General features: G+C 71.8%; 24 protein-coding genes. 11 read left to right on the top strand and 13 right to left on the bottom strand.

Features of this window, described 5'->3' with window-relative positions; all coding sequences use genetic code 11:
• The first annotated feature begins 130 nt into the window (after window positions 1–130).
• Both OG730_RS26810 and OG730_RS26805 read left to right on the top strand, forming a co-directional pair.
• Complete coding sequence (locus tag OG730_RS26810) at window positions 131–565, top strand: hypothetical protein (protein ID WP_327306629.1); 435 nt, start codon at window positions 131–133, stop codon at window positions 563–565.
• Window positions 566–629: 64 nt separating this feature from the next.
• A complete protein-coding gene (locus OG730_RS26805; protein ID WP_327306628.1) occupies window positions 630–1,061 on the top strand; it encodes a hypothetical protein in 432 nt (143 codons plus the stop codon).
• Window positions 1,062–1,142: 81 nt separating this feature from the next.
• Here OG730_RS26805 and OG730_RS26800 read toward each other — a convergent pair whose 3' ends face one another.
• Window positions 1,143–1,904 carry a hypothetical protein gene (locus OG730_RS26800; protein WP_327306627.1) on the bottom strand — a complete coding sequence of 254 codons (762 nt, stop codon included), beginning with the start codon at window positions 1,902–1,904 and terminating at the stop codon, window positions 1,143–1,145.
• Between the two features lie 333 nt (window positions 1,905–2,237).
• Between OG730_RS26800 and OG730_RS26795 the strand changes: the two genes are divergently transcribed.
• The gene (locus OG730_RS26795; protein WP_327306626.1) at window positions 2,238–2,672 is read left to right on the top strand and encodes a hypothetical protein; all 435 of its coding nucleotides are present in this window, start codon (window positions 2,238–2,240) and stop codon (window positions 2,670–2,672) included.
• A gap of 262 nt (window positions 2,673–2,934) precedes the next feature.
• Entirely contained in the window at window positions 2,935–3,366 is a 432-nt protein-coding gene (locus OG730_RS26790; protein WP_327306610.1) for a hypothetical protein, read from the top strand.
• Window positions 3,367–3,439: 73 nt separating this feature from the next.
• Here the strand turns inward: OG730_RS26790 and OG730_RS26785 are convergent, their stop codons facing one another.
• Complete coding sequence (locus tag OG730_RS26785; protein WP_442815027.1) at window positions 3,440–7,297, bottom strand: ABC transporter ATP-binding protein; 3,858 nt, start codon at window positions 7,295–7,297, stop codon at window positions 3,440–3,442.
• Between the two features lie 82 nt (window positions 7,298–7,379).
• Window positions 7,380–8,144, bottom strand: a complete 765-nt coding sequence (locus tag OG730_RS26780; protein ID WP_327306624.1) for a GntR family transcriptional regulator — start codon at window positions 8,142–8,144, stop codon at window positions 7,380–7,382.
• 163 nt (window positions 8,145–8,307) lie between these two features.
• Between OG730_RS26780 and OG730_RS26775 the strand changes: the two genes are divergently transcribed.
• Complete coding sequence (locus tag OG730_RS26775) at window positions 8,308–8,718, top strand: ATP-binding protein (RefSeq protein WP_327306623.1); 411 nt, start codon at window positions 8,308–8,310, stop codon at window positions 8,716–8,718.
• On the opposite strand, the gene OG730_RS26770 is transcribed toward OG730_RS26775, so the two are convergent.
• From OG730_RS26770 to speB, 6 genes are all read right to left on the bottom strand, one after another.
• Window positions 8,708–9,349 carry a hypothetical protein gene (locus tag OG730_RS26770; RefSeq protein ID WP_327306622.1) on the bottom strand — a complete coding sequence of 214 codons (642 nt, stop codon included), beginning with the start codon at window positions 9,347–9,349 and terminating at the stop codon, window positions 8,708–8,710. The two genes, OG730_RS26775 and OG730_RS26770, sit on opposite strands and share 11 nt — an antisense overlap.
• Before the next feature lie 32 nt (window positions 9,350–9,381).
• A complete protein-coding gene (locus OG730_RS26765) occupies window positions 9,382–10,029 on the bottom strand; it encodes a hypothetical protein (RefSeq protein WP_327306621.1) in 648 nt (215 codons plus the stop codon).
• A gap of 1 nt (window position 10,030) precedes the next feature.
• Window positions 10,031–12,178, bottom strand: a complete 2,148-nt coding sequence (locus OG730_RS26760) for a DUF6571 family protein (RefSeq protein ID WP_327306620.1) — start codon at window positions 12,176–12,178, stop codon at window positions 10,031–10,033.
• A 16-nt stretch (window positions 12,179–12,194) separates the two neighbouring features.
• Window positions 12,195–12,569 carry a hypothetical protein gene (locus tag OG730_RS26755; RefSeq protein ID WP_327306619.1) on the bottom strand — a complete coding sequence of 125 codons (375 nt, stop codon included), beginning with the start codon at window positions 12,567–12,569 and terminating at the stop codon, window positions 12,195–12,197.
• Between the two features lie 82 nt (window positions 12,570–12,651).
• Window positions 12,652–14,319 carry a thiamine pyrophosphate-binding protein gene (locus OG730_RS26750; protein WP_327306618.1) on the bottom strand — a complete coding sequence of 556 codons (1,668 nt, stop codon included), beginning with the start codon at window positions 14,317–14,319 and terminating at the stop codon, window positions 12,652–12,654.
• Between the two features lie 46 nt (window positions 14,320–14,365).
• Window positions 14,366–15,334, bottom strand: a complete 969-nt coding sequence (gene speB / locus OG730_RS26745) for an agmatinase (protein WP_327306617.1) — start codon at window positions 15,332–15,334, stop codon at window positions 14,366–14,368.
• Between the two features lie 117 nt (window positions 15,335–15,451).
• Between speB and OG730_RS26740 the strand changes: the two genes are divergently transcribed.
• Together OG730_RS26740 and OG730_RS26735 are read left to right on the top strand one after the other, a co-directional pair.
• Window positions 15,452–17,272 carry a helix-turn-helix domain-containing protein gene (locus tag OG730_RS26740; RefSeq protein ID WP_327306616.1) on the top strand — a complete coding sequence of 607 codons (1,821 nt, stop codon included), beginning with the start codon at window positions 15,452–15,454 and terminating at the stop codon, window positions 17,270–17,272.
• Between the two features lie 130 nt (window positions 17,273–17,402).
• Complete coding sequence (locus tag OG730_RS26735; RefSeq protein ID WP_327306615.1) at window positions 17,403–18,617, top strand: hypothetical protein; 1,215 nt, start codon at window positions 17,403–17,405, stop codon at window positions 18,615–18,617.
• A gap of 74 nt (window positions 18,618–18,691) precedes the next feature.
• Here the strand turns inward: OG730_RS26735 and OG730_RS26730 are convergent, their stop codons facing one another.
• On the bottom strand, window positions 18,692–19,564 hold the full coding sequence (locus OG730_RS26730) for a hypothetical protein (protein ID WP_327306614.1): 873 nt from the start codon (window positions 19,562–19,564) through the stop codon (window positions 18,692–18,694).
• A gap of 247 nt (window positions 19,565–19,811) precedes the next feature.
• Here OG730_RS26730 and OG730_RS26725 point away from each other — a divergent pair, with 247 nt between their 5' ends.
• Genes OG730_RS26725 through OG730_RS26715 form a run of 3 tightly spaced genes read left to right on the top strand, consistent with a single transcriptional unit; the run spans window position 19,812 to window position 22,856 of the window.
• Complete coding sequence (locus tag OG730_RS26725) at window positions 19,812–20,969, top strand: acyl-CoA dehydrogenase family protein (RefSeq protein WP_327306613.1); 1,158 nt, start codon at window positions 19,812–19,814, stop codon at window positions 20,967–20,969.
• Window positions 20,970–20,987: 18 nt separating this feature from the next.
• A complete protein-coding gene (locus tag OG730_RS26720) occupies window positions 20,988–21,869 on the top strand; it encodes an acyl-CoA thioesterase (protein WP_327306612.1) in 882 nt (293 codons plus the stop codon).
• 24 nt (window positions 21,870–21,893) lie between these two features.
• The gene (locus OG730_RS26715; RefSeq protein ID WP_327306611.1) at window positions 21,894–22,856 is read left to right on the top strand and encodes a cation diffusion facilitator family transporter; all 963 of its coding nucleotides are present in this window, start codon (window positions 21,894–21,896) and stop codon (window positions 22,854–22,856) included.
• 82 nt (window positions 22,857–22,938) lie between these two features.
• On the opposite strand, the gene OG730_RS26710 is transcribed toward OG730_RS26715, so the two are convergent.
• The 3 genes from OG730_RS26710 to OG730_RS26700 form a co-directional block, all read right to left on the bottom strand.
• Entirely contained in the window at window positions 22,939–23,370 is a 432-nt protein-coding gene (locus OG730_RS26710) for a hypothetical protein (RefSeq protein ID WP_327306610.1), read from the bottom strand.
• A 380-nt stretch (window positions 23,371–23,750) separates the two neighbouring features.
• A complete protein-coding gene (locus OG730_RS26705) occupies window positions 23,751–24,557 on the bottom strand; it encodes a phosphatase (protein WP_327306609.1) in 807 nt (268 codons plus the stop codon).
• Between the two features lie 56 nt (window positions 24,558–24,613).
• Window positions 24,614–25,192 carry an SACE_7040 family transcriptional regulator gene (locus tag OG730_RS26700; RefSeq protein WP_243337072.1) on the bottom strand — a complete coding sequence of 193 codons (579 nt, stop codon included), beginning with the start codon at window positions 25,190–25,192 and terminating at the stop codon, window positions 24,614–24,616.
• A gap of 100 nt (window positions 25,193–25,292) precedes the next feature.
• On the opposite strand from OG730_RS26700, the gene OG730_RS26695 reads away from it, so the two are divergent.
• Entirely contained in the window at window positions 25,293–26,924 is a 1,632-nt protein-coding gene (locus OG730_RS26695) for a carboxyl transferase domain-containing protein (protein WP_327306608.1), read from the top strand.
• Window positions 26,925–26,927 lie beyond the last annotated feature (3 nt).

Genomic DNA, 26,927 nt, shown 5'->3' with positions numbered 1-26,927 from the left:
CGCCATCGGGTTTATTTGAAGTACGCCCTCACCGGGAAACACCCGGAAAGCCAAGAGGGCAGGAAATCACTCCGGATCATTTCCCCGGAAGATTCCCGAATCCCCTTTCCTTTCCGAATGGAGAACGACCATGTTCAAGATCCTCTCGACCCGCCGCATCGTCCTCGCCTCCGCCTCCGTCGCCCTGCTGGGCGGTGGCATCGCCCTCCCCGCCACCGCGATGGCCGCCCCCTCGGTCGCCCCGCAGCACACGGTCACCGTCCTCCAGGACGACAGCGCCGACGGCATCGGCACCGGTGGCAACGCCAACGCGGAGAACACCACCGTCGGCGGCACCTCGCAGGGCGGCAACGCCAACAGCGGCGTCGGCAACTGCAAGGGCAAGTGCACCATCACCACCGGAAACGCCACCGGCGGCGACTCCAGCGCCGACGCCATCAACACCGGCGACGCCACCGCGGTCGGCGGCGACGGCACCGGCACCGGCGGAAACCTGAACAAGGTCAACAAGCAGGTGGTCAAGAACCAGCTGAAGCAGGACCTCAAGGCCAAGCTCGGCAAGTAATCACCCGGAGCCTTTCCTCAGACAATTCCCGGATCCCCCTTTTCTTTCCGAATGGAGAACGACCATGTTCAAGATCCTCTCGACCCGCCGCATCGTCCTCGCCAGCGCCTCCGTCGCCCTCCTCGGTGGTGGCATAGCCCTCCCCGCCACCGCCATGGCCGCCCCCGCCACCACCCCGCAACACACCGTCACCGTCCTCCAGGACGACAGCGCCGACGGCATCGGCACCGGCGGCGACGCCAACGCCGAGAACACCACCGTCGGCGGCGACTCCCGGGGCGGCGACGCCAACAGCGGCGTCGGCAACTGCAAGGGCAAGTGCACCATCGACACCGGCGACGCCCGAGGAGGCGACTCCAGCGCCGACGCAGTCAACACCGGCGACGCCACCGCTGTCGGCGGCGACGGCACCGGCAAGGGCGGCAACCTGAACAAGGTCGACAAGCAGACGGTCAAGAACCAGGTCAAGAAGGACCTGAAGGCGAAGCTCCACTAGCGAACCCAGCACGCCACCCGGCACCACCCAGCAGAACGGCGCCCCCCGGGAATCCCGGGGGGCGCCGTCGTGTGCCCGCTGTCAGGCGTTGCCGCCCGTGGCGGTCGCGTCTCCGCTCGTCGCGGTCGCGTTACCGGTGTTCAGCGCGTCGGCACTGGCGTTGCCGCTCGTGGCGTTCCCGGTGGTGATCGTGCACCTGCCGATGCAGGTCCCCACACCGGAGGTGGCGTCGCCCGAGACGGCCGTGCCGCCGGTGGTGGTGTTGGTCGCGGTGGCGGATCCGCTGACGGCGCTGGCGTCGCCGCCCCTGCGGTCGCCCCCGCCGCCGTCGCCGCCGCCGCGCATCGTCTGCCCGGTCGAGCTCGCGGCCGCGTGGCTGCTACGGCTCAGCACGTCGGCGGTCACGGCCGTGTTGACGCTGTCGAGGCAGAGGCCGTTGCACCGGTTGGAGGCGCCGTCGCCCACGGCGGTGTTGGTGCTGGTGCCGCAGAGGCCCGTGCACTCGTTGAACGCACCCGCCCCGACCGCGGTGGTGACGCTGTCACCGCACAGACCCGTGCACACGCCGGAGGCCCGGTCACCGACGGCCGTGTTGGTGCTGTCGCGGCACAGGCCCGTACAGCTGCCGGAGGCGCCTTCGCCCGCGGCGATGTTGTTGCTCCCCTGGCAGAACCCCTCACAGGCTCCGGGAGAAGCGCCGTCCACGAGGGCGCTGATGCTGCTGTGGCCGTAGGACGGGAACGCCGGTGCGGCCATCGCGGTCGCGGGCAGGGCGATGCCGCCGGCCAATGCCACGGAGGCCGTGGCCAGCACGATGCGACGGGTCCAGGAACGCTGGTTCATCGGAAATTCTCCGGGATTCGTGTGCGGAGCAATTCGACTGTGTCCAAGCGTGCGCGCGCTGGGGTTTGTTCGGGGCGACGCTATCGCGCGGGTCCCGCCACCGTACGGATGCGTCCGTACACGGCGTGTTGTCACATCCCCGACGCCTTACCCCGTCACCCCCGGGGCCTTCGGGTGCGACGCACCGCAATTATCAAGATCGGCCATCCACGTCAAGCCCCGAATGCGAGTGGCGTGACGCGATTCCTGCCATCGGGTTTATTTGAAGTACGCCCTCCCCGGGAAACACCCCGGGAATCAGAACCCCCTTTCCTTTCCGAATGGAGAACGGCCATGTTCAAGATCCTCTCGACCCGCCGCATCGTCCTCGCCTCCGCTTCCGTCGCCCTGCTGGGCGGTGGCATCGCCCTCCCCGCCACCGCGATGGCCGCCCCCTCGGTCGCCCCTCAGCACACCGTCACCGTCCTCCATGACGACAGCGCCGACGGCATCGGCACCGGCGGCGACGCCAACGCCGAGAACACCACCGTCGGCGGCGAATCCCGCGGCGGCGACGCCAACAGCGGCGTCGGCAACTGCAAGGGCAAGTGCACGATCACCACCGGCAACGCCACCGGCGGCGACTCCAGCGCCGACGCCATCAACACCGGCGACGCCACCGCGGTCGGCGGCGACGGCACCGGTACGGGCGGAAACCTGAACAAGGTCAACAAGCAGACGGTCAAGAACCAGGTCAAGAAGGACCTCAAGGCCAAGCTCGGACACTGAGCCCAGCCCACGCCCAGCAGAACGGCGCCCCCGGGAATCCCGGGGGCGCCGTTCTGCTGCCATGGGCGTTCCCGACCGCCAACGGGAACTACCAAGATCGGCCATCTGCGTCAAGCCCCGAATGCGAGTGGCATGACGCGGATCCCGATATCGGGTTTATTTGAAGTACGCCCTCACCGGGAAACACCGGAAGAGTCAGAGGGCAGGGAATCACCCCGAATCCCTTTTCCTCCCCTCATTCTTTTCCGAATGGAGAACGACCATGTTCAAGATCCTTTCGACCCGCCGCATCGTCCTCGCCTCCGCCTCCGTCGCCCTGCTGGGCGGTGGCATCGCCCTCCCCGCCACCGCGATGGCCGCCCCCTCGGTCGCCCCTCAGCACACCGTCACCGTCCTCCATGACGACAGCGCCGACGGCATCGGCACCGGCGGCGACGCCAACGCCGAGAACACCACCGTCGGCGGCACCTCGCAGGGCGGCAACGCCGACAGCGGTGTCGGGAGCTGCAAGGGCAAGTGCACCATCACCACCGGAAACGCCACGGGCGGCGACTCCAGCGCCGACGCCATCAACACCGGCGACGCCACCGCGGTGGGCGGCGACGGCACCGGCAAGGGCGGGAACCTGAACAAGGTCAACAAGCAGACCGTGAAGAACCAGCTCAAGAAGGACCTGAAGGCCAAGCTCCACTAGTGACACCGGCACCACCACCCAGCACAACGGCGCCCCCGGGAATCCCGGGGGCGCCGTTTCGTGTGCCTCGGTCCTACGCCGCCGCGGCCGGCTCGTCCTCACCCGCGAAGGTGCGCCACAGCTCGGCGTACCGGCCGCCGCGGGCCAGCAGCTCGGCGTGGGTGCCGTCCTCCGCGACCCGGCCGCGGTCCATGACGACGACCCGGTCGGCGCGCGCGGCCGTGGTCAGCCGGTGCGCCACGACCAGGGTGGTGCGCTTGCCCGCGAGCCGGTCGGTGGCCTGGTTGACCAGGGCCTCGGTGGCCAGGTCGAGCGCGGCGGTGGCCTCGTCGAGCAGCAGCACGTCGGGGTCGACGAGCTCGGCGCGGGCCAGCGCGATCAGCTGGCGCTGGCCGGCGGAGAGGTTGCGGCCGCGCTCGGTGACGGTGTGCAGGTAGCCGCCGTCCAGGGTGGCGATCATGGCGTGGGCGCCGACCGCGTGCGCCGCGGCCTCCACCTCGGAGTCGCTCGCCTCGGGCCGCCCGTAGGCGATGGCGTCGCGGACCGTTCCCGGGAAGAGGTACGGCTCCTGGGGGACGACGCCGAGGCGGTGGCGGTAGCCCGTCAGGTCCAGCTCGCGCAGGTCCACCCCGTCGGCGGTGACCCGGCCGGCGGTCGGATCGTAGAACCGGGCCACCATCTTGACCAGCGTGGACTTGCCGGCTCCGGTCTCGCCGACGAAGGCGACGGTCTGCCCGGCGGGGATGCGCAGGCTGATGCCGGTGAGCGCCGGTTCCTTCGCCCCGCGCTCCTCGGCCGTGCCGTACGAGAAGTGGACCCCCTCGAAGGCGATCTCGCCGCGCAGCTCGGGGACCGGGCGCGGGTCGGCCGGGCGCGGGGTGCTGGTGGGCTCGCGCAGCAGGCCCTGGATCCGGCCGAGGGAGACGGTGGCCTGCTGGTAGCCGTCGAAGACCTGCGAGAGCTGCTGGACGGGGGCGAAGAACAGGTCGATGTAGAGCAGGTAGGCGACCAGCGCGCCGGTGGTGAGCGTGCCGGCCTCCACCCGCCCGGCGCCCACGATCAGCACGGCGGCCGCGGCCCCGGAGGACAGCAGCTGCACGAAGGGGAAGTAGACGGAGATCAGCCACTGGCCGCGGACCCGGGCCTCGCGGTACGAGTCGCTGCGCTCGGCGAACCGGATCGCGCCGGCGCGCTGGCGGCGGAAGGCCTGGACGATGCGCAGCCCGGCCACGGACTCCTGGAGGTCGGCGTTGACCAGTCCGACCCGGTCGCGGGCGAGCTCGTAGGCGGCCACGGACTTCCTGCGGAAGAAGACGGTGCCGATGATCAGCAGGGGCAGCGTGGCGAAGACGATCAGCGCCAGCTCCACGTCCAGGACGAGCAGGGCGACCAGGATGCCGAAGAAGGTCAGGACGGAGACGACGGCGGTGACGAGCCCGGTCTGCAGGAAGCTGGACAGGGCGTCCACGTCGGTGGTCATCCGGGTCATGATCTTGCCGGTGAGCTCGCGCTCGTAGTAGTCGAGGCCGAGGCGCTGGAGCTGGGCGAAGATCTTGACGCGCAGGGCGTAGAGCACGCGCTCGCCGGTGCGGCCGGTCATCCGGGTCTCGGCGAACTGTGCGGCCCACTGGGCCAGGACCACGCCGAGCGCGAGGAGGGACGCCGCCCAGACGGCGCCGAGGGCGGCCGCTTCGACGCCCTGGTCGATGCCGTGCCGGATCAGGATGGGCAGGAGCAGCCCGGAGCCGGCGTCGAGGGCGACGAGGCCGAGGGATATCGCGAGCGGGGCCCAGAAGCCGCGCAGCAGGCGGCCCAGGTTGTAGCTGTCCTCGGCCGACGCCGCGCGGGTCTCGTCCACGTCGGGGGTGTCGTCGGCGGGCGGCAGCGCGGCCACCTGCGCGAGCAGCTCGGGAGTGGCGGACATCCCCGCGGCGGCGGTGGCCTTCTCCTCCGCCTCCTCCTGGCGCTGCCAGAGCTCGGGGGTGATCCCGCCGGCCACCCGGCGCTTGGCGTTGACCGGCTCGGAGTCGATCTCGGCCTCGAACTCGATGTCCCGCTCGATGTCCCGCTCGAACTCCTCCATGGCGGGCGCCTCGGGCGTCCGCGGGGAGCCGGCGCCCAGCGCGTCCGGGTCGGTGAGCAGCCGCCGGTACAGGGCGGAGCGGCGCTCCAGCTCCTCGTGCGTACCGACGTCGGAGAGCCGCCCGTGGTCCAGTACGGCGATCCGGTCGGCGAGCGCGAGCGTGGAGCGGCGGTGGGCGATGAGCAGGGTGGTGCGGCCGGCCATGACGGCGCGCAGCGCCTCGTGGATCTCGTGCTCGACGCGGGCGTCGACGGCGGAGGTGGCGTCGTCGAGGAGCAGCAGGCGGGGGTCGGTGAGGATGGCGCGGGCGAGCGCGATGCGCTGGCGCTGGCCGCCGGAGAGGGTCAGGCCCTGCTCGCCGACCGTGGTGTCGTAGCCGGCGGGGAGCGCCTCGATGAAGCCCTCGGCCTGGGCGGCTTGGGCGGCGGCCCGGATCTGCTCCTCGGTGGCGCCGGGGTGCCCGTAGGCGATGTTGGCGCGGATGGTGTCGGAGAAGAGGAAGGAGTCCTCCGGCACGAGCCCGATGGCGTCGCGCAGCGAGTCGTAGGTCAGCGCGCGCACGTCGTGGCCGCCGACGCGGACGGCGCCGCGGTCGGCGTCGTAGAAGCGCGGCAGCAGCAGGGAGACGGTGGACTTCCCGCTGCCCGAGGACCCGACGAGGGCGACGGTCTCCCCCTCGGCGATCGACAGGCGGAACCCGTCGAGCACGGGCCGCTCGGGGTCGTACCCGAAGCGCACGTCGTCGAACTCGACGGTCGCGGGTGCGTCGGCGGGCAGTTCCTTGCTCCCCTCCTGGATCACCGGCTCGGTGTCGATGAGCTCGAAGACCCGCTCGACGCCGGCGCGGGCCTGCTGGCCGACGGTCAGCACCATGGCGAGCATCCGGACGGGGCCGACGAGCTGGGCGAGGTAGGTGGAGAAGGCGACGAAGGTACCGAGGGTGACTTGCCCCTTGGTGGCCATCCAGCCGCCCAGCGCCAGCATGGCGACCTGGCCGAGGGCCGGTACGGCCTGCAGCGCCGGGGTGTAGCGCGAGTTCATCCGGATCCCGCGCATCCGCCCGGCGAACAGCCGGCGGCCGGCCTCGCGGAGCTTGCCGGTCTCCTGCTCCTCCTGGCCGAAGCCCTTGACGACGCGGACACCGGTGACGGCACCGTCGACGACGGTGGCGACGGCTGCGGCCTGGCTCTGGGCGTACCAGGTGGCGGGGAAGAGCTTCTTGCGGCTGCGCTTGGCGATGAACCAGAGCGCGGGGGCCATGAGCAGCGCCACGACGGTCAGCAGCGGCGAGAGCCACAGCATGATCCCGAGGGATATCCCGAAGAGCAGGAAGTTGCCGATGGTCATGGGCAGCATGAAGAGCAGCCCTTGGATCAGCTGGAGGTCGGTCGTCGCCCGCCCCACGACCTGCCCGGTGGACAGCTCGTCCTGGCGGCGGCCGTCGAGCCGGGCGATGGTGGCGTACATGTCGGTGCGCAGGTCGTGCTGCACGTCGAGGGCGAGCCGCCCGCCGTAGTACCTGCGGATGTAGGTCATCACGTACACGAGGACCGCGGCGCCTATGAGCATCAGCGCCCAGGGCGTCATGGGCTTGCTCTGGTCGCCTATGACGTCGTCGAGGATCACCTTGGTGACGAGCGGCACGAGCGCCATGACGGCCATGCCGCCGAGCGAGGACCCGAGGGCCAGCAGCACATTGGCCTTGTACCGCCAGGTGTAGGCGGCGAGCCGCCTCCCCCACCCCTGTTTGCTGTCAGCCGCCGTTCCCGCCGTCGCCGTAGCCACGTACTGCCTCCCCGTTCGTCCTGCCCTACCGGAAGCCCCAACGCTCCGACCGGCGGATTTCATCCCGCCGCAACAATTCGAACTGGGTTGCGCGGGTTCCGCGCGCGGTGCTGGTCCTACGGGGTCCTGCGGGGTCCTACGGGTCCTACTGGGCGTCGAACTCGTACTCCAGCACATAGGCGGAGGCGTCGAGCACCATCTCGTTGACCTCCACCACCCGCCCGCCGCCGTCGAAGGCGGTACGGACGACCAGTACGACGGGCGTCCCGGCGGCCAGCCCGAGGCTCGCGGCCTCGTCGGAGGTGGGCATCCTCGACCGGACCTCCTCCCGGAACCGCGCGGGCTTGTGCCCCAGCTCGGCGAGCCGCGCGTAGATCCCGCCGGGGCCACTGTCGGGCTCGGCGACGGGAGTACCGGCGACAAGGGCGGCGTCGAGGTAGGAGGTCGCGAACATGACGGGCTTCCCGTCGAGCAGGAACCTGCGCCGCCGGACGCAAGCGGGTGCCCCGCTGGGGAGCCCGAGCACGGCGGCGACGGCCTCGGACACGGGTTCTTCGGTGACCCCGATGAACTCGACGACGGGGTCGCGCCCCTTGCCGTCCGCCGCCCAGATGGAGCCTCCCGCGCCCCACACCTCGACGGCCAGCCGCTGGATGCCGCGCCGCCGGATGCCGACGCGGAACTCACGAACGTAGACCCCGGCACCCTTGCGCGCTTCGGTCAGCCCCTCGGTCTGGAGGACGGCGAACGCCTGCCGTGCCGTCATCCGGGCGACCCCGTACGTGGCCATGAGGTCGCTCTCACCAGGCAGCCGGTCACCGGGCCCGTACTCACCGGAGGCGATGGCGTCCTTCAGCGCGGCGGCGATGCGCAGGTACTTGGGCTGCCGTGCGGCGCCGTCGTTCGGCATGCGGTCCTCCCCGATCATCTCCCGACAGCCTAGGGGCGCATCGGGGCACCGGAGGCCGTGCGCCCGCGCAACACCCGTCGGCATCGGACATATCTAGATACCTCTTGACGGTCAACCCGGCTCTCGCTTCACTTGTCTCAGGTATCTAGATAGGCGAGGTCCCATGACACTGCCCTGTGCTGCCAACGAGAACTACTGGCTCGTGCCCCGGAACACCCGCGCCCCCGGCCGGGCCCGCATGCTGCTGCGCGAGCAGGCCACCGCGTGGGGCATCGGGGCGCGAGCCGCCGAGGCGGCGGAGCTGCTGCTCTCCGAGCTGGTCACCAACGCCGTACGGCACTCGCGTGCACCGCAGGGCCGGGACATCGGCATCCGGATCGCCCGCTACGAGGGGCTGCTGCGCGTGGAGGTCGCCGACGCCGGCCCCGCCGTGAAGCTCACGCCCCAGGTGGTGCCGGACACGGACGAGCGGGGCCGCGGGCTCGCGATCGTCGCCGCCCTGGCCGAACGCTGGGGCTGCTGCCCCCGCCGCCACGGCATCGGCAAGGCGGTCTGGGCCGAGGTCAGGGAGTAGTAGGCAGCGACTTCACCACGGGCGGCTGCGCCAACGGCTTGTTCTCGCAGCCTAGGGCTTCGGTGACGCGGCGGGCCATGAGGTAGGTGAGCACCGTTCTTCTGTCCTTGGTCACCTGATCCACGTCCGCCCGGGACGGGGCGAAGTTGGCGTCTCCCGTCAGCCACACCTTGCGTGACTGCTCCCCGAGCTCACCCGGCATGTCGCACTGGACCAGGAGCCTCGAACGACTGTCGGTGGCCAGGCCCTGCGCACCGTTCAACTCGTACACCGCACCGTTGCCCAGCGGCGCCTGAGCAGACCGGAGAGACCAGCCGGTAAGAAACGTCACGTGGAAGTCCTGCTGCCCGTCACCCGTCCCGTACTCGCACACGTTCGTGAAGAACCGGGTCTTCTCGGGACGGATCACCGGCAGAGCGCGCTCCGACATGTCCACCAGCTTTTCCGTCGGGGTGTAGACCTTCGTCGTGAACTCCTTCACCCCGAGGACTTCACGCATCAGCGTCTCCTCCTCCGAGGCCGCAGTGATCCCGCACAGGTTCGCGGCCTCGGGGGCGGGCTTGTCCGAGGTGCATGACGCCAGGGCCAGCACGCAGACGAGTGCGGCCGCCGAGCGTCCAAAGACCTTCACGAAGTCCCTCCTTGGCGCGGCCGAAACGGTGGTCACGGACGCGGCTGCACCACGGGTGCCTGCGCCAGCGGCTTGTTCTCACAGGCGAGGGCTTCGGTGACGCGGCGGGTCATGAGGTACGTGAGGGTGGCCCGGCGGTCCTTGGCCGCCTGGTCCGCAGCCGGCGCGGACGGGGTGAACGAGAAATAGGCGTCTGCCGAGAGCCATACCCTGCGCGACTCCGCCGCGAGGTCACCGGGAAGGTCGCACTGGACGAGCAGGGCCGACGCGGTGGTGCTGGCGGTGGCGCGCGAGCCGTTCACATCGTAGGCCGAGTCACCGGGACGGGTCGGCTCCGCGACCGCCTCGCGCGGGGACCAGCCGAACGAGAAGACCGCGCGTGCGTCGCGCTGCCCGTCGGTCGACCCGTAGGTGCATGCGGCGTTGAAGGCCGAGTCCTTCCCGGGCTTCATGTTCCGCAGGACGAACCTCATCTTGTCGGTCAGCTCGCTCGTGGACTTGGAGACCTTCGTCTCGAAGCTCTCGACGGAGAGGATCCCCCGCACGAGTGCGCCTTCCTGCGCGTCGGCTCTGATCTCACACGGGTTCGCGGCCTTCGCCTCGGAGCCGCCCGACGTACAGGACGTCAGCGCGAGGACACAGGCGAGTACGGCCGCCGAGCCTCCGAGAACCGTGGCCACGTCACGGCATGAGGTGTGCACGAGCGGCATCCCGTCCCGAGGTGTAACCCTCGCCGGCTTCGTTCTTGGCATGGTCAAACGCGGGGTCCTGGCTGATCTGCCGGTCGTGCCCCCACCCGTCCAGCATGCGGTTGGTCCCCTGCACACCCGCTCCGAAGTTGCTGCTGGATTCCCTCTTGCTCTGGTCTTCGGCCTCGCCCTTGACGTCCTCGACCCACTCGTACCCGAGCGAGTCCATCAACGAGCCGCCGAGCGTGCCCACGACCGGGATCTCACCGATGAGGCCGTTCACCACGGCGGACGTGTGCGTGGACGTGCCTTCCGCCCACGTGACCCGGTCGTCCTCCTTGTCCTTGTACACATCGGCACCGATCCCGTTGAGGGCGCCGTTGGCCACCCCGATGTCATGGGCACGGTTGTCCCAGTCCGCGCTCACCCCGTGCAGGTCCCCCCTGAACGGGGCCGCGGCCTCAAGCTGCGACGCCCCGTAGGACCGCTCCGCCTCGACCATCAGGGCGAACGCCGGGCCGTCGTCGGCGATTCCGCGCATCACCCGGATCAGACTGCCCTGGCCGACCGCGATCCGAGCCTGGTCGCCCGAACCGTGGATCGAGTCCCTGCCCTCGATCTCGCCCAGGTCGGCGCTCTTTCCTCCCAGGATCTCGTGCGTGTCCGCGACGTAGTCGACCAGCGCCTTCGCCATCGGCTGGCGCAGGCCCTCGCGGTCCTTCGGGAACTCGTCGCCGCCCATGTCCTCGTCCAGGAGGCGGATCGCGTCGTGCATCACGCGGGCCTGGCCCTCCGTGTGCGGGCCGGGCGGGCCGAGCTTTTCGCCGTCCGCGTGGCCCGTGGCCGCCGACTGGATGGCGGCGCCCAGGCCGGCCGTCTTGTCGCCCTCTATCGCGATCGGCTGGCCTACGCCCGTCGAGATCCAGGGGTCCGGCATGTCGCGGTCGGAGAGGAGGTACTTCAGGTGCTCGTTCTTGTTACCGGGGGCCTCGGGGTCCAGGAAGTGCGTCGCCGCGTCCGGGTCCTTGGCCATGATGCCCAGGAGGCCGTCCAGGGGGTCGGAGACCAGGTTCGGGCGCTGGGAGTCGTACGCGTGGTCGTACATGTGGGGCTTCGACTTCTCGGCCTCGATCATGCCGTCGCCGAGGTCGTTCAGGAACTGCTTGCCGTAACCGTCGCCGCGCTGCATCACGGTGACCAGGGACTGGTAGCCGTACGTCGGGCGCAGGCCGTCGGCGACCAGGGCCGGACCCTGCTCCTTCAGGCCCGCCATGAAGGGTTTGTAGGCGTAGCTGTCCGGGTCCTTCGTGCCCGAGGCGATGGTTCCCGCCAGGCCCGTGCTGATCGACTCGTAGAGCTTCTTGTCGGCCGCCGAGGCGCCGCGTTCGCTGGAGGCCAGGACCAGTTGGTCGGCCAGGTGGACCGTGTCCTTCGCGCCCAGCGAGTGCAGGTACGCCTCGCTGAAGTGGCTGTCCTTCGCGTTCTGGCGGAGCAGGTCGTCGTAGTGCTTGAGGTCGTCCGGGGAGGCGTCGCCCGACTGGATCTTGTGGGTGAGGGCCAGGGCCTCCACCGCCTCCACGTCGCCCACCGCCCGGGAGTTGAAGCCGAAGAGGGACGTGCCGTCGGCTCCGGACGCGTTGAGGAGGGCGATGCGTACGTCCTCGTCGAACTCCGTGACCGCCTTCACGGTGTCCGCGATGCGCTGCGTCCAGGACCGCTCGATCTCCGGGAGGTCGGGGTCGTGGCGGATCGCGTTCACGGAGGCGGGGTCGGCCTTGCTGAAGTCGTAGCTCGCGTTGCCCGCGTCCGAGACCCTCATGCCGGCCTTCACCGCGTCCGCGACGGCTGAGGTCACGCGGCCCTTGAGGTCCGTGAAGCGGGCGTGCGCGTCGCGGAGCAGGGACTCCATGGCCAGCGCCTGGGTCTGCGCCGCGTCGAACTCCCGGCGGGTGATGGCGGCGTTGTTGCTCGCCGTCTGCGCGCTGCTGCCCATCCAGCCGTTACCACTGGAAACGCTCTGGACTTCCTTCTCGTAGACGTCTTCCATCGTCTTGAACTGCGTCGCCATCGACTTCCAGCCGTCGGCGGCCGTGACCAGCGCCCCGAGGTCGGTGGTGACGATCTCCTGGTAGGTCGGCATCGTGTCCCCGTCTCCCCTACAGGCCTGCGAGCTTGGACGTGACCGGCTGGAAGCCCTGGCCCGTCAGCTGGTCGTTGCCGGTGAAGAGGTTCGAGGCGCCGCGCAGGGCCGTCTTCTCCGAGCTGAGGCGTCCCATCAGGCGCTTGACCTGGTCGTCCCAGTGCGTGTGGGCCTTCGTCAGGCCGGTCGCCGTCTCCCAGCCCGCGAAGGCCCTGACCGCGGTGGTCGTCGGCTCGTCGGCGGCGTCCGCCGCCTTCGTCGTACCGGGCTGGAGGACGTTCTCGATGGTGTCGGCCGCCTTCTTCTTCGCGGGCGGGGCCGTCCCCAGGACTCCGGTGCCCGGCGCGGGCGCGGACTGCCTCTGCTGGGCCCATTGCTGCTCGAACGACACCGCTCCCCCAAGGATGTGCGACCGGGACGGGCCCGGGCCGACCGGAATGACCGGTACCAACCTAACCCGGGCCGCGGACCACTCAGACGTGGGTGGGCGCGAACATCTTCGGCTTGACCGGAAGGAGCAGGAGCGAAGGGCCGGGGGTCTTGAGGGACTTGGCCAGGTCCTCGCGGAGGGATTCCGGGGTGGTCGTGGTCGCCGGGATGTCGAAGGCGGCCGCCAGCGCTACGAAGTCGGGGCGGGTCAGGGCCGTGCCCGTCTCGCAGCCGTACTCGCGCAGGATGCCGTAGCCGCCGTCGTCCACGATCAGCCAGGTGACGTCGAGGTCGTGCTGGCGGGCGGTGGCCAGGTCGGCGATCGAGTACATCGCGCCGCCGTCGCCGGAGACCGCGAGCACCGGGGTGCCCGGCTCCGCCACGGCCGCGCCGAGCGCCGCCGGGAAGGCGTAGCCGAGGCCGCCCGCGCCCTGCGCCGAGTGCATGGTGTTGGGGTGCTTGGCGTCGAAGGCCGACCAGGCCCAGTAGGCCAGGATCGTCATGTCCCAGAAGGACGGGGAGCGGGGCGGGAGGGCCTGGCGGATCGAGGTGAGGAGCTGCTGCTCCAGGGTCAGGTCCTGGGAGGCCAGTCGGTCCGCGATGTCGGCGAGGAGCAGGCGGACGCGCTCGGGGGCCTGCGGGTCGGGGCGTTCGGCGACCGTTTCGAGGAGCGCCTGCAGGGCGAGGCGGGCGTCCGCGTGGATGCCGAGGCCCGCGTGGTTGGACTCCAGCTTGCCGAGGTCCGCCTCGATCTGGACGACCCGGCCCTCCGGGAAGAACGTGTGGTAGTTCGAGGACAGTTCGCCCAGGCCCGAGCCGACCACCAGCAGGACGTCCGCGTCCTCCAGGAAGTCCGTCATGTGGCGGTCCTCCAGCCAGGACTGGAGGGAGAGCGGGTGGGTCCAGGGGAAGGCGCCCTTGCCGCCGAAGGTGGTGACGACGGGGGCGTTCAGGCGCTCCGCGAGCTGCTTCAGCTTGCCCGCCGCGTCCGAGCGGATCACCCCGCCGCCCGCGATGATCACCGGGCGCTCGGCGTTCTCCAGCCAGTGCGCCGCCAGCGCGGTCAGCTCCGGGCGCGGCGCCAGTTCGTGCGGGGTCGCGTCCATGCCGGTGACCTGCGGGACGAAGGTCTCCGCGCGCAGCACGTCTTCCGGGATCTCCACCCACACCGGGCCGTGCGGGGCGGTCAGCGCCGATTCCCAGGCCTCGGCGATCACGGACGGGATCTGGGAGGGGGTCCGGGCGGTGTGCACGGACTTGACCACGTCCCGGAACGAGGCCGACTGGTCGCGCAGCTCGTGCAGGTGGCCGCGTCGGCCGCCGCCCAGGCCGGGGGTGGGGACCTGCGAGGAGATCGCCAGGACGGGGGCGGAGGCCGCCGCCGCCTCGGCCAGGGCCGGGAGCGCCATGAGCGCGCCCGGGCCGGTGGACAGCAGGAGGGGCGCCGCCTCGCCGGTCATCCGGCCGTACGCGTCGGCGGCGAACCCGGCGTTGTTCTCCGTACGCAGGCCCACCAGGCGCAGGTCGGAACGGCCGACGGCGTCGAAGAGGCCGAGCGCGTGCTGGCCGGGCAGGCCGAAGACGGTTGTCGCGCCGAGGGAGCGCAGCGTCTCCACGACCAGGTCTCCGCCCGTGCGCCCCGGCGGGGGCGCGAGCGCCGCCGCCTTCTGGGCTTCGGTGGGACGGAGTACCAGGTCGTGGTCGTGCGTCACGTGCGCTTACTCGCCCTTCGGGTTCGCCTTCGCCTGCGCGCTGTGCCTACTTGGCGCCGCGTGCCGCAGAGATCTGGCGGCTCATGATCGTGGTCAGCTCGTACGCGGTGTGCGAGGCCGCGACCGAGGTGATCTCCGCGTGATCGTACGCCGGGGCGACCTCGACGACGTCCGCCGAGACCAGGTTGCAGGAGGAAAGCCCGCGGATGATCTCCAGCAGCTCGCGGGAGGTCATGCCGCCCGCCTCCGGGGTGCCCGTACCGGGCGCGTGCGCGGGGTCCAGCACGTCGATGTCGATGGAGATGTACAGCGGGCGGTCGCCGATGCGCTGGCGGAGCTGGTCCGCGACCTCGTCGGCGCCGCGGCGGTAGACGTCGGCCGAGGTGACGATGCCGAAGCCCATCTTGGCGTCGTCGTCCAGGTCCTGCTTGCCGTACAGCGGGCCGCGCGTGCCGACGTGCGACAGGGCCTCGGTGTCGAGGATGCCCTCCTCGACGGCGCGGCGGAACGGGGTGCCGTGCGTGTACTCGGCGCCGAAGTACGTGTCCCAGGTGTCCAGGTGGGCGTCGAAGTGCAGCAGCGCGACCGGGCCGTGCTTCTTCGCCACCGAGCGCAGCAGGGGCAGCGCGATGGTGTGGTCGCCGCCGAGGGTCATCAGGCGGGAGCCGTTGCCGATCAGCTCGTCGGCGGCGGCCTCGATCGTGTCGACGGCCTCGTTGATGTTGAACGGGTTCGCCGCGATGTCGCCGGCGTCGGCGACCTGCGCGAGCGCGAACGGGGAGGCGTCCTGCGCGGGGTTGTACGGGCGCAGCAGGCGGGAGGCCTCGCGGATCGCGTTGCCGCCGAAGCGGGCGCCGGGGCGGTACGAGACACCGGAGTCGAACGGCACGCCGACGACGGCCACGTCGGCCTTGCCGCCGACCTCGTCCAGGCGGGGCAGCCGGGCGAAGGTCGCGGGGCCCGCGTAGCGCGGGATGCGGGAGGAGTCGACGGGGCCGCGCGGCTGCGTGCTCATGGGGGGCCTTCCGGGGAGGTGTGCGGTGCGGTCCTTCGAGCGTAAACGGACACCCCGGGTGGGCGAAGTGTACGTTTCATCCATCAGGCTCCCCCAATGTGTACGGAGTATCCACCCATGGAAGCCCCGCCCACCCCGCCGGTCGCGCTCGCCCGGCTGCTCGCCGACCACGAGCTGGGGCTGCGCCACCTGGCCGGACCCGCCGAAGCGGAACTCCACGGAGTCCACGCCTCCGAGATGACGGACCCCTCTCCGTACCTGCTGGGCGGCGAGCTCCTGCTGACGGCGGGCGAGGGCCTCGCGGTGGCGGGTGCCTGGCCGGCCGGGGGAACGGAGCACGGTGCGGGCGGCCGCACGGAGCCGCCCTCGGCGGCGGACGGCGGCCCGGCGGGAGCCGGGCCCGCCGACACCGGCGTCCGCCCCGGCCACGGGGACGCGGGACACCCGCCCAGCGGGCACACCCGCACCGACCGGGCCGGCACGGGCCGGGCCTGGGCGGGGCACGCGGGGGGCGGACACGGAGGTGCCGGGCCGGCAGAGGCCGGGCAGGCCGGAGCCGGGCACGGCGGTGCCGGGCACGCAGAGGCCGGGCAGGCCGGAGCCGGGCACGGCGGTGCCGGGCAGGCAGGGGGCGAGCTGATCGACGCCGGACCGTACGTCGCGCGGCTGGTCCGGGCCGGGGTCGGGGCCATCGGGTTCGGGGTGACCCCGGTGCACGAGACCGTCCCCAGGGCCCTGATCGAGGCGTGCGCCCGCCACGGCCTGCCCCTGGTCGAGGTGCCGCCCGGGACCCCCTTCACCGCGGTCGGCCGGAGCGTCTGGCGGCTGATGGCGCGGGCCCGGACCGCCGAGCTCCGCCGGGTGACCGAGGCCCAGCAGTCCCTGGCGGCGGCGGCCGCCCGCCCGGACCCGGTCCCGGCCGTCCTGCGCCGCCTGGCGGCGACCCTGGGCGGCTGGGCCGGGCTGCTCCCCACGCCCCTGCCGGACACGCCGGCGCCCACCGAGCCGGCGCCGGGCGGGGCAGCACCCGCCGATACTGCTGGATCCGGGCCGGTGCCCGCCCCCGAGGTGCTCGACGTGTTGCGCACCCTCGCCCGGCGGGTCGCACCCGGCTCCGCCGTCACCGCGACGGCCGCGCACGACGGGCTCCACCTCAGCGTCCACGCCCTCGGCGACGGGTGGGTCCTCGCCGTCGCGACCCCGGCGCGGGCTCCCGGGGACCACACCGTCGCCTCGGTCGCGGCCGTGCTGCTGACCCTGCTCACCGCGCGCCGCCCGGCCGGGGCGGAGGCCGCCCTGACCCGGCTGCTGCTCGGCGGGGAGCCGGCCGGGGCGCTGGGTCCCGGCCCCTGGTACGCCGTACACGCCCGCGGCGCCGGTGACCCGCGCGCCCTGGCGGCCGCGCTGGGCACCGCGCTGCTGGACCCGCGCGAGGACTCCCCCCACAGGGGCATCGCACGCGCGGGCCTGCCCCGCACGGATTCCGTGCGGCTGCTCACCGACCGCGAGCCCACCCCGCAGCCCGGATGGCGGCTCGGGGTCAGCGCCCCGGCCCCGGCCGAGGGCCTGCCCGGAGCCGACGCGCAGGCCGGGCGGGCCCTGGAGCGCGCCGAGGCGGCCCGTACCCCGCTGGCCCGCCACACGGAGCCCGGACTCGCGGGCCTGGTCGGCGCGGCCGAGGCCCGGACCCACGCCGAGGCCCTGCTCGGCCCCCTCTCCCCCGCGCTCCGGGACACCCTGCGCGGCTGGCTTGCCCACCACGGCAGCTGGGACCGCAGCGCGGCCGCGCTCGGGATCCACCGCAACACCGTCCGCCAGCGGATCGCCCGCACGGCCGCGCTCCTGGGCGGAGCCGACCTGGACGACCCGGACACCCGGATGGAGCTGTGGTTCGCGCTGCGCTGCTCCCCCGTTCCGCCCGGCGCACTCCTCGAGTGACGCCGGGCGCGGCCGGCCGCGCTCCTCGCCCCCACCGATGTCCGGATCCGATCTGTCCGCGCCTGTCCATTACGGCAAGGATGTCCCCCGACCAGCAGTCGGCTCTCGCACTGTCGATCCGGGGGGATCCATGGGAAACAGAACGACGCGGGGCGGCCTCAAGGCGGCGGGGACCCTGCTCGCCGCGCTCGCGCTGACGGCTCCCCCGCAGACCGCCGCCGCCGCCGCACGAGCGGCTCCGGCTCCGGTCCCGGAGGGGGCCGGCGCGCGCTGCACGCCGTCCGTTCAAGTCCTGGAGAAGCTGCCCGGCGCGGAGGACCCGCACCCGAGCCCGTGGGTGCGCCGCACCGAGGTCACCGCCATCGCGCCCGGGCCCGCGCGGCTGGCCGTCGGCATGAGCGGGTACGCCCCCGCCTACTGGGTCGGGACGAAGGTGTTCGCCGTACCGCTGCCCGCCGGATCGAACGGCGCGGGCCGGGTGCTGGGCGTCAACCGGCACGGCCTCATGGCCGGGGAGCTGATCATCACGGGCGAAGGCTCGCGGGCGTTCAGCTACCGGGTGGGCGCGGCGGCCGTCACGCTGCTGCCGGGCGGGGACTCCGCCGTCGGCGTCAACGACCGGGGCGTCATCGTCGGCAGGTTCCGGGACGAGACCCGGCTGCGGACCGTCGCCGTGAGGTGGTCGGGCGACGGCCGGGTCCGCCGTGAGCTGCCCGCGCCCGCCGGATCCACCTTCTCCCTCATGGCCGGCGTCAACAACGCCGGACAGGTCGCCGGAAACGCCTACGTGCCCCACGAAGGCTTCAACTACGGCCGGGGGGTCCTGTGGCCCGCCGACCCGGCCGCCGCCCCCGCGCTGCTCGCTACCGGCGGCGTCCCGACGGACCGCTACACCGTCCTGGCGCTGGACGAGTCCGGGCGGGCCGTCGGCCGCCACCGGCCCGGCGGTGACGGCCGGGAACACGGGGTCGTGTGGCGCACCCCCGACGGGCCTCCCGCCGACGCACCGCTGGCCTCCGGTTCCGTGGGCAGCAGCTTCGAGGACGTCAGCCCGGCCACCGGGGTCACGGTCGGAGTGGCCGACTTCTCCTACCCCTACCCGGGCCATCCGGACCTGCCGGGGGCCATGGCGGAGTACTGGACGGGCAGCGGGCCGATGCGCGTCCTGCCCGGGATCGGCGGCGTGGGGAACTACAGCACCGCGTACGCCGTGTCGGACGACGACCGGGTCGGCGGCGCCGCCCAGGACGCCCTGGGCGCGGTCCATCCGGTGATCTGGACGTGCGCCGCCCGGCAGGCGCACGTGCTGCCCGGTGATCCCGGGCCCCGGCCGGACCCGCTTTAGGCGTCCGCGGCGGGTCCGGCCGGGGCCGGTGTCGACCAGGGGATGTCTTGCCGATCAGACCGGGTGGCAACCCGTCACGGGTTCGCGGTCACCTCGAAGCCGGCGCCGAAGACGTCGGCGGGGTCCGCCGCGTCACGGGCGCGCAGGTCGGCCACGATGTTCGCCGAGCTCGTGTACGCGTACATGGGGAATCCGAGAATGATCGCCTTGGTGATGCCGGCCCAGGGTCCCTGGGCCTGGCCGCCGTTGGCCTCGGACGGGTAGGCCGACCCCGGCACGTGCCAGATCGTGGGCCCGCCGGAGTCACCGGCCTTGTGCTGGGGGTGCGCCTGGTAGACGCCCCGGTCGTTGTTGGTGATCCGGCCGTACCAGACGCCGAGCTGGCCGGAGACGACCAGTTCGTTGTTGTTGAACCAGGCGGCGCCGATCAGCCGTTCGTTATTCAGGGTGGGGGTGAGCGCGTTGGGACTGGGGATCCCGCCGGGCACCTCCATCACGCCGGTCTGCTTCAGGTGCGGCCCCTGGGACGAGAGGGTCACGCCCGCGACCAGCTCGATGACCATGTAGTCCTTGGTGAGGTGTCCCGTCGAGGAGCCCTCCGGGTCCTTGAACCAGCGGACGTACCCGATGGGCCCGTAGCCGATGTCCTGGCGGTGGTAGACCGGGATGATGTCCTCGCGGATCTCGCGGTCGGCGTAGGCGGGACCGGAGACGCAGTGCCCGGCCGAGATCGCGATCTTCCGCCCGTAGTCGTCGTTGCCGACGGCCCCGATGGTGCAGAAGGCATCGGGGCGGGCGGGGTCGAAGGCGATCTGCATCGCGTTGAACACGCGCTTCTCCTGCCGGGGCGCCTCTGCCCGCTGCCGCTCCGCGGCGCCGGCCGTGCCCGCGCCGAGCACCACGGTGGCGGCGAGGGCCGCCGTAAGGCCCAAAAGCCTCCTGATCATGCCGGTTCCTGTTCTGTCGGGGGGCGAGCTCTGGAGACACGAGTCAAGCCGCGGGAGCGGTGACGGCAGAAGGGGCTATCCGGCCAGTCGCCATGGGCCACATCCCTGAGCCGGGGCCCGGCGCGCGGAAGGGTTCGGAGTCACACCGCCCCGCCCTGGACAGCCCGAGTGACCGCCGGGTAACTTAGCTATGAGCAAGCGCTTAGCTATAAAAGCGGCGGACCGCCGCGACCGAAAGGAGCCGGCCGTGCGCCGTACCGTTTTCAACGAGGACCACGAGGCGTTCCGCGAGACCATCCGCGCCTTCATCGAGGCCGAGGTCGTCCCGGTCTACGACGAGTGGTTCGCGGCCGGCCAGGCCCCGCGCGAGTTCTACTACAAGCTCGGCGAGCTGGGCATCTTCGGGATCAACGTCCCCGAGGAGTTCGGCGGCGCCGGCCTGGACACCCACAAGTTCGAGGCCGTCCTCTACGAAGAGACCTCCCGCGCGGGCGTCAACTTCGGCGGCTCCGGCGTGCACGTGCTGCTCGCCCTCCCCTACATCAAGATGCTGGCGGCCGACGAGCAGAAGAAGCGCTTCCTGCCGAAGTTCGTCTCCGGCGAGGAGATGTGGGCCCTGGCGATGACCGAGCCGGGTACCGGCTCCGACGTCGCGGGCATGAAGACCACCGCGAAGCTCTCCGAGGACGGCACGCACTACGTCCTCAACGGCTCCAAGACCTTCATCACCGGCGGCGTGCACGCCGACCGCGTGATCGTCTGCGCCCGCACCTCCGCCCCCAGCGAGGACGACCGCCGCTTCGGCATCTCCCTCTTCGCCGTGGACACCAAGTCCGAGGGCTACTCCATCGGCCGCAAGCTCGACAAGCTCGGCCTGCGCACCTCCGACACCGCCGAGCTGGCATTCGTCGACGTCAAGGTCCCGGTCGAGGACCTGCTCGGCGAGGAGAACAAGGGCTTCTACTACCTCGGCGCCAACCTGCCGTCCGAGCGCTGGGGCATCGCCTTCGGCGCGTACGCGCAGTCCAAGGCCGCCGTCCGGTTCGCCCAGCAGTACGTGACCGACCGCACCGTCTTCGGCAAGCCGGTCGCGCACTTCCAGAACACCAAGTTCGAACTGGCCGCCTGCCAGGCCGAGGTGGACGCGGCCGAGGCCGTCGCCGACCGCGCCCTGGAGGCCCTGGACGCCGGCGAGCTCACCGCCGCCGAGGCCGCTTCCGCGAAGCTGTTCTGCACCGAGGTCGCGCACCGCGTCATCGACAAGTGCCTCCAGCTGCACGGCGGCTACGGCTACATGAACGAGTACCCGATCGCCCGCCTGTACGCCGACAACCGCGTGAACCGCATCTACGGCGGCACCAGCGAGGTCATGAAGTCCATCATCGCCAAGTCGATGGGCCTGTAAGGCATCTAGCCTTCCCCCATGAACGAGGCCCTCACGACTCTCCTCGACCTGCTCGACCTCGAGCAGATCGAGGAGAACATCTTCCGCGGTACCAGTCGTTCCGCGCTGGTACCGCGGGTCTTCGGCGGCCAGGTCGCGGCCCAGGCCCTGGTGGCCGCGGGCCGGACCGTCCCCGAGGACCGCACCGCGCACTCGCTGCACTCGTACTTCCTGCGCGCAGGTGACCCCGGCGCGCCCATCGTGTATTCGGTGGACCGGATCCGCGACGGACGCTCCTTCACCACGCGCCGCGTCGTCGCCGTCCAGCACGGCCAGCCGATCTTCCACCTCTCCGCGTCCTTCCAGACGTACGAGGAGGGCCTCGACCACCAGGCCGCGATGCCCGACGCCCCGGATCCGGAGACCCTCCCGACGGCCGCGGAATCGCTCCCCCTCTACCGCGAGGTCTTCCGCGACCCGGGCACCGTGGAGCGCCTGATCGAGGCGCGCGGCGCGGTTGACCTGCGCTACGCGACGGTCCCGCCCTGGGGCAGCGTCGGCGAACCGGTCGAACCGCGCTCGCAGGTGTGGTTCCGTACCGCCGACAAGCTGGAGAGCGACGACGCGCTCCTGCACACCTGCCTGGCCACGTACGTCTCCGACATGACCCTGCTCGACTCTGTGCTGCTGGCGCACGGGAAGGGCGGCTGGGCGGTGGGCGACGTGGTCGGCGCGTCACTCGACCACGCGATGTGGTTCCACAGGCCGTTCCGCGCCGACGAATGGCTGCTCTACGACCAGGAGTCGCCCTCGGCGGCAGCCGGCCGGGGCCTCGGCCAGGCCAGGATCTGGACCCAGGACGGCAGGCTCGCCGTGACGGTCATTCAGGAGGGCGTGGTGCGCGTCCCGCGCGCGCGGTAGGGCCGTCCGACGTAACGTCACACCATGACCAGCAGCGATGCGATGGTGAACGGAACCGGAACCGACGGCCAGGGCGAGAACGAGAGCGTCGGCACGGTCATCGTCGCCGTGGTCACCAATCTCGGCATCGCCGCGGCCAAGGCCGTGGGCGGCGTCCTCAGCGGATCGAGCGCCATGCTCTCCGAGGCGGCGCACTCGGTGGCCGACACGGTGACCGAGGTGATGCTCCTGACCGCACTGAAGCGGAGCGCGAAGCCGGCGGACGAGGCGCACCCGCTGGGCTACGGGCCGGAGCGCTACATCTGGGCGCTCCTCGCATCGGTCGCCACCTTCGTCGGCGGCGCGGTCTTCGCCGTCTACGACGGCATCCACACCCTCCTCCACGGCGAGGACCCCGGAAACCCCACCCTCTCCTACATCATCCTGGCCGTCGCCGCCGTCCTGGAGGGCTACTCCCTCCTGGTCGCCTGGCGGCAGGTCAAGGGCGAGGCCGCGCGGATGCGGGCGCCGCTGGGGCTGTACGTGAAACACACCCCGGACACGGCCGTGAAGGCCGTCCTCCTGGAGAACGTGGCCGCGCTGATCGGTCTGGCACTGGCGGCGGGCGGCCTGCTGGGAGCACAGCTCACGGGGTCCGGCGTGTACGACGGGGTCGCCTCGCTCCTCATCGGACTGCTGCTGGTGTGGGTGGCGTGGGAGCTGGGGCGCTCGAACGCGCAGTACCTGATCGGGCGACCGCTGCCGGAGGGGATGCGGGCGGAGGTACGGGAGGAGCTCCTGTCGGTGCTGCACATCGAGGCCGTACTGGAGCTGACCACACTGGTACAGGGGCCCTCGGAGGTGCTGATCGCCGCGAAGATCGACTTCCACGACCTGGCGTCCGCCGCGCAGGTGGAGGCGGCGTGCGAGACGGCCGAGGCGCAGCTCCGCGACCGCTTCCCGGCGATCCGCCGCGTCTACTTGGACCCCACCCCCAGTCCCTCCTGACACCGAGCTCGCACCGCTGCGCGGGCCTCGCCCGACGGCGCCCCCGGGAATCCCGGGGGCGCCGTCGGGCTGCGAGGTGTCCCTAGTGGAGCTTGGCCTTCAGGTCCTTCTTGAGCTGGTTCTTCACGGTCTGCTTGTTGACCTTGTTCAGGTTCCCGCCCTTGCCGGTACCGTCCCCGCCGACCGCGGTGGCGTCGCCGGTGTTGATGGCGTCGGCGCTGGAGTCGCCGCCCGTGGCGTTTCCGGTGGTGATGGTGCACTTGCCCTTGCAGCTCCCGACACCGCTGTCGGCGTTGCCGCCCTGCGAGGTGCCGCCGACCGTGGTGTTCTCCGCGTTGGCGTCGCCGCCGGTGCCGATGCCGTCGGCGCTGTCGTCATGGAGGACGGTGACCGTGTGCTGCGGGGCGACCGAGGGAGCGGCCATCGCGGTGGCGGGAAGGGCTATGCCACCGCCCAGCAGGGCGACGGAAGCGGAGGCGAGGACGATGCGGCGGGTCGAGAGAATCTTGAACATGGCCGTTCTCCATTCGGAAAACCAAGAGAGGGAATTAGGAGCGATTTCCTGCCCTCTGCTTCTTCCGGTGTTTCCCGGTGAGGGCGTACTCCAAATAAACCCTCTGCCGGGATCCGCGTCATGACACTCACGTTCGGGGCTTGACGCGGATCCCCGATCTTGGTAATTCCGCGCCTTCCCGGCGTGCGGGTGCGGGGCCGCGGGCCCTGCGGGGCTGGGTCCCCTACCCACCGTTCCACCGTTCCCCGGGCCGGCCCGGACCCCGGTCCTCAAACGCCGGACGGCTGAAATGGCGCGGCGGGACTGAATTCACCCGCAGCCACCGAGCCCCGGCACAACCCCAGCCCCGCCGGCGCTTGAGGCGCAACGCCGCCGCAGGGCTAAAGCAGCCCCGACGCCGCCAGCAGATAAGCAACCATCGGGTCATAGAAGCGCGGGTTCCGGACGTGGTCGTCCAGCGGCACCGCCACCTGGAGCGTGCCTTCGGCCTCCGCCAGGAACAGCGCCGGGTCGTTGCAGTCGGCGTAGCCCACCGCGTCCAGCCCGCGCTGCGCCGCGCAGCCCGCCCAGCCGTGGTCGGCGACGACCAGGTCGGGCTGGGGGCGGCCATGGGCCGCCAGCGCGTCCAGGACGGCCGCCATCGGCCCCGGGGAGTGGGTGTGCCACAGCGTCGCCCCCCGCTCCATGACCGCGACGTCCGCGAACTGCCACACCGACCCCTCGTCGGCGACGAGCCCCGCCGGGATCACCACGATCTCGCAGCCCGCGGAGCGCAACGCGTCGGCCGTGGCCCGGTGCACGTCCAGCAGCCCACCCGGGTGCCCCGTGGCCAGCAGCACGCTCTGCCGGTCCAGCGCGGCCTTGCGCAGCCGCGCCGCCATCCGGTCGAGGGCGGCCACGGTGAGTTCGGGGTCGATGGTGTCCTGGCCGACGCGGTGCCCGGGGTCGTCGACGACACCACAGCGCTCGGCCATCACCGCGAGGACGTCCTGCTCGTCCGTCCAGCGGTCGCCCAGCTCCAGGCCCAGCCAGTAGTGCCGGTCGCCGTTGGCGAGCTTGCGATAATGCGACAGATTGTTCTCGCGTGGAGTGGCGACGTCCCCCGCGATCCGCGTCCGGACCAGGTGGTCGACGAGTTCGGCTCGGCTGGGCACAGGCGTCTCTATCGGCTTCGGCATGCGGCCCATTCTGCCGCCGAGCACACGGAGCCGCCCCGTCCATCCCGACCTGCGGACGCGCCCGGTCATCCCGACAGCGCTCCGAAGGCCCCGTTCGCGAGCCGCCGCAACAGCGACTCCGTCGCGTCCCGGCCGAGCGCCGCGAGGTGCGGGGTGGAGTTCAGCAGGCCGAAGACCGCGTGCACGGAGACGCGCACCTCCGCCTCGCCCACCTCGGGGTGCAGCTCCCGTACGACATCGACCCACAGCTCGACGTACTTGCGCTGCAGCTGCCGCACGAGCTTGCGGTCGGCCTCGCGCAGCCGGTCCAGCTCCCGGTCGTGGAGGGTGATCAGCGCCCGGTCGTCGAGCGCGAAGTCGATGTGGCCGTCGATGAGGGAGGCCAGTACGCCGGACGGGTCACCGGCCGCCTCCTCCACCCGACGGCGCCCACCGGTCAGCAGCCGTTCGCTGATGCCGACGAGCAGCTCGGCGAGCATCGCGTCCTTGCCCGCGAAATGCCGGTACAGGCCGGGGCCGCTGATGCCCACCGCGGCCCCTATCTCGTCCACGCCCACGCCGTGGAAACCGCGCTCGGCGAAGAGGCGCGCAGCCTCGCCGAGGATCTGCTCGCGCCTGGTCGGGGCGGCCGCTCTGGTGCTCATGGGAATCCATTCTAGACAGGGCCGTTAGCGGTCGTTAACCTAAGCCCCACATGCGTTAACGCTCACTAACACGAGCGCACCGAGCAAGGGAGCTCGACCGATGCAGCAGGCACCAGTGCTGACGAGCGCCGCCGATCCGGCGTCCGACGCCTGGCGGGCCAACGAGGCCGCCCACCGCGAGCTCTCCGAGGGCCTGCGGGCCCGCCTGGAGGCGGCCCGGCTCGGCGGCGGCGAGAAGGCCCGCGCCCGCCACACCGCCCGCGGGAAGCTGCTGCCGCGCGACCGCGTGGACGCCCTCCTCGACCCGGGGTCCCCCTTCCTGGAGCTGGCCCCGCTGGCCGCCGAGGGAATGTACGGGGGCGCGGCCCCGGCCGCCGGGGTCATCGCCGGCATCGGCCGGGTCAGCGGCCGCGAGTGCGTGATCGTCGCGAACGACGCCACCGTCAAGGGCGGCACGTACTACCCGATGACCGTGAAGAAGCACCTGCGCGCCCAGGAGGTGGCCCTGGAGAACCGTCTCCCCTGCCTCTACCTGGTCGACTCGGGCGGCGCCTTCCTCCCCATGCAGGACGAGGTCTTCCCCGACCGGGACCACTTCGGCCGCATCTTCTACAACCAGGCCCGCATGTCGGGCGCCGGCATCCCGCAGATCGCCGCCGTCCTCGGCTCCTGCACGGCGGGCGGCGCGTACGTCCCGGCCATGAGCGACGAGGCCGTCATCGTCCGCGGCCAGGGCACGATCTTCCTGGGCGGTCCGCCGCTGGTGAAGGCCGCCACCGGCGAGGTGGTCACGGCCGAGGAGCTGGGCGGCGGCGAGGTCCACTCCCGGGTCTCCGGGGTCACCGACCACCTCGCGGAGGACGACGCCCACGCGCTGCGGATCGTACGGAACATCGTGGCGACCCTGCCCGATCGCGGGGCCCTGCCCTGGTCGGTCGAGGCGCCCGAGGAGCCCAAGGTGGACCCGTACGGGCTGTACGGGGCGGTGCCGGTCGACTCGCGCACCCCCTACGACGCCCGCGAGATCATCGGCCGGATCGTCGACGGCTCCCGCTTCCAGGAGTTCAAGGCGGAGTACGGGCAGACGCTCGTCACCGGCTTCGCGCGGATCCACGGCCACCCGGTCGGGATCGTCGCCAACAACGGCATCCTCTTCTCCGAATCGGCCCAGAAGGGCGCCCACTTCATCGAGCTGTGCGACCAGCGCGGCATCCCGCTGCTCTTCCTCCAGAACATCTCCGGCTTCATGGTCGGCCGGGACTACGAGGCGGGCGGCATCGCCAAGCACGGCGCCAAGATGGTCACGGCCGTGGCCTGCACCCGGGTCCCCAAGCTCACGGTGGTGGTCGGCGGCTCGTACGGCGCGGGCAACTACTCGATGTGCGGGCGGGCGTACAGCCCCCGCTTCCTGTGGATGTGGCCCAACGCCAAGATCTCCGTGATGGGCGGCGAGCAGGCGGCCTCGGTCCTGGCGACCGTCAAGCGCGACCAGATCGAGGGCGCGGGCCAGGAATGGCCGGCCGAGGACGAGGAGGCCTTCAAGGCCCCGGTCCGGGCCCAGTACGAGGAGCAGGGCAACGCCTACTACGCCACGGCGCGGCTGTGGGACGACGGCGTCATCGACCCGATGGAGACCCGGCAGGTGCTGGGACTGGCCCTGACCGCGTGCGCGAACGCTCCCCTGAGCCAAAAGGATCAAACGCAGCCGGGCTTCGGCATCTTCCGCATGTGACGT

The sequence above is a fragment of the Streptomyces sp. NBC_01298 genome, assembly GCF_035978755.1.
Lineage (GTDB): Bacteria > Actinomycetota > Actinomycetes > Streptomycetales > Streptomycetaceae > Streptomyces.
This window is presented reverse-complemented; position numbering and strand designations above follow the sequence as displayed.

Coding starts and splice junctions, on each gene's coding strand:
- OG730_RS26810 (WP_327306629.1), top strand. CDS start 131: ATGTTCAAGATCCTCTCGACCCGCCGCATCGTCCTCGCCTCCGCCTCC.
- OG730_RS26805 (WP_327306628.1), top strand. CDS start 630: ATGTTCAAGATCCTCTCGACCCGCCGCATCGTCCTCGCCAGCGCCTCC.
- speB (WP_327306617.1), bottom strand. CDS start 15,334: ATGAGCACGCAGCCGCGCGGCCCCGTCGACTCCTCCCGCATCCCGCGC.
- OG730_RS26730 (WP_327306614.1), bottom strand. CDS start 19,564: ATGATCAGGAGGCTTTTGGGCCTTACGGCGGCCCTCGCCGCCACCGTG.
- OG730_RS26720 (WP_327306612.1), top strand. CDS start 20,988: ATGAACGAGGCCCTCACGACTCTCCTCGACCTGCTCGACCTCGAGCAG.
- OG730_RS26780 (WP_327306624.1), bottom strand. CDS start 8,144: ATGCCGAACGACGGCGCCGCACGGCAGCCCAAGTACCTGCGCATCGCC.
- OG730_RS26735 (WP_327306615.1), top strand. CDS start 17,403: ATGGGAAACAGAACGACGCGGGGCGGCCTCAAGGCGGCGGGGACCCTG.
- OG730_RS26710 (WP_327306610.1), bottom strand. CDS start 23,370: ATGTTCAAGATTCTCTCGACCCGCCGCATCGTCCTCGCCTCCGCTTCC.
- OG730_RS26700 (WP_243337072.1), bottom strand. CDS start 25,192: ATGAGCACCAGAGCGGCCGCCCCGACCAGGCGCGAGCAGATCCTCGGC.
- OG730_RS26740 (WP_327306616.1), top strand. CDS start 15,452: ATGGAAGCCCCGCCCACCCCGCCGGTCGCGCTCGCCCGGCTGCTCGCC.
- OG730_RS26795 (WP_327306626.1), top strand. CDS start 2,238: ATGTTCAAGATCCTCTCGACCCGCCGCATCGTCCTCGCCTCCGCTTCC.
- OG730_RS26705 (WP_327306609.1), bottom strand. CDS start 24,557: ATGGGCCGCATGCCGAAGCCGATAGAGACGCCTGTGCCCAGCCGAGCC.
- OG730_RS26800 (WP_327306627.1), bottom strand. CDS start 1,904: ATGAACCAGCGTTCCTGGACCCGTCGCATCGTGCTGGCCACGGCCTCC.
- OG730_RS26695 (WP_327306608.1), top strand. CDS start 25,293: ATGCAGCAGGCACCAGTGCTGACGAGCGCCGCCGATCCGGCGTCCGAC.
- OG730_RS26760 (WP_327306620.1), bottom strand. CDS start 12,178: ATGCCGACCTACCAGGAGATCGTCACCACCGACCTCGGGGCGCTGGTC.
- OG730_RS26715 (WP_327306611.1), top strand. CDS start 21,894: ATGACCAGCAGCGATGCGATGGTGAACGGAACCGGAACCGACGGCCAG.
- OG730_RS26785 (WP_442815027.1), bottom strand. CDS start 7,297: ATGAAATCCGCCGGTCGGAGCGTTGGGGCTTCCGGTAGGGCAGGACGA.
- OG730_RS26790 (WP_327306610.1), top strand. CDS start 2,935: ATGTTCAAGATCCTTTCGACCCGCCGCATCGTCCTCGCCTCCGCCTCC.
- OG730_RS26775 (WP_327306623.1), top strand. CDS start 8,308: ATGACACTGCCCTGTGCTGCCAACGAGAACTACTGGCTCGTGCCCCGG.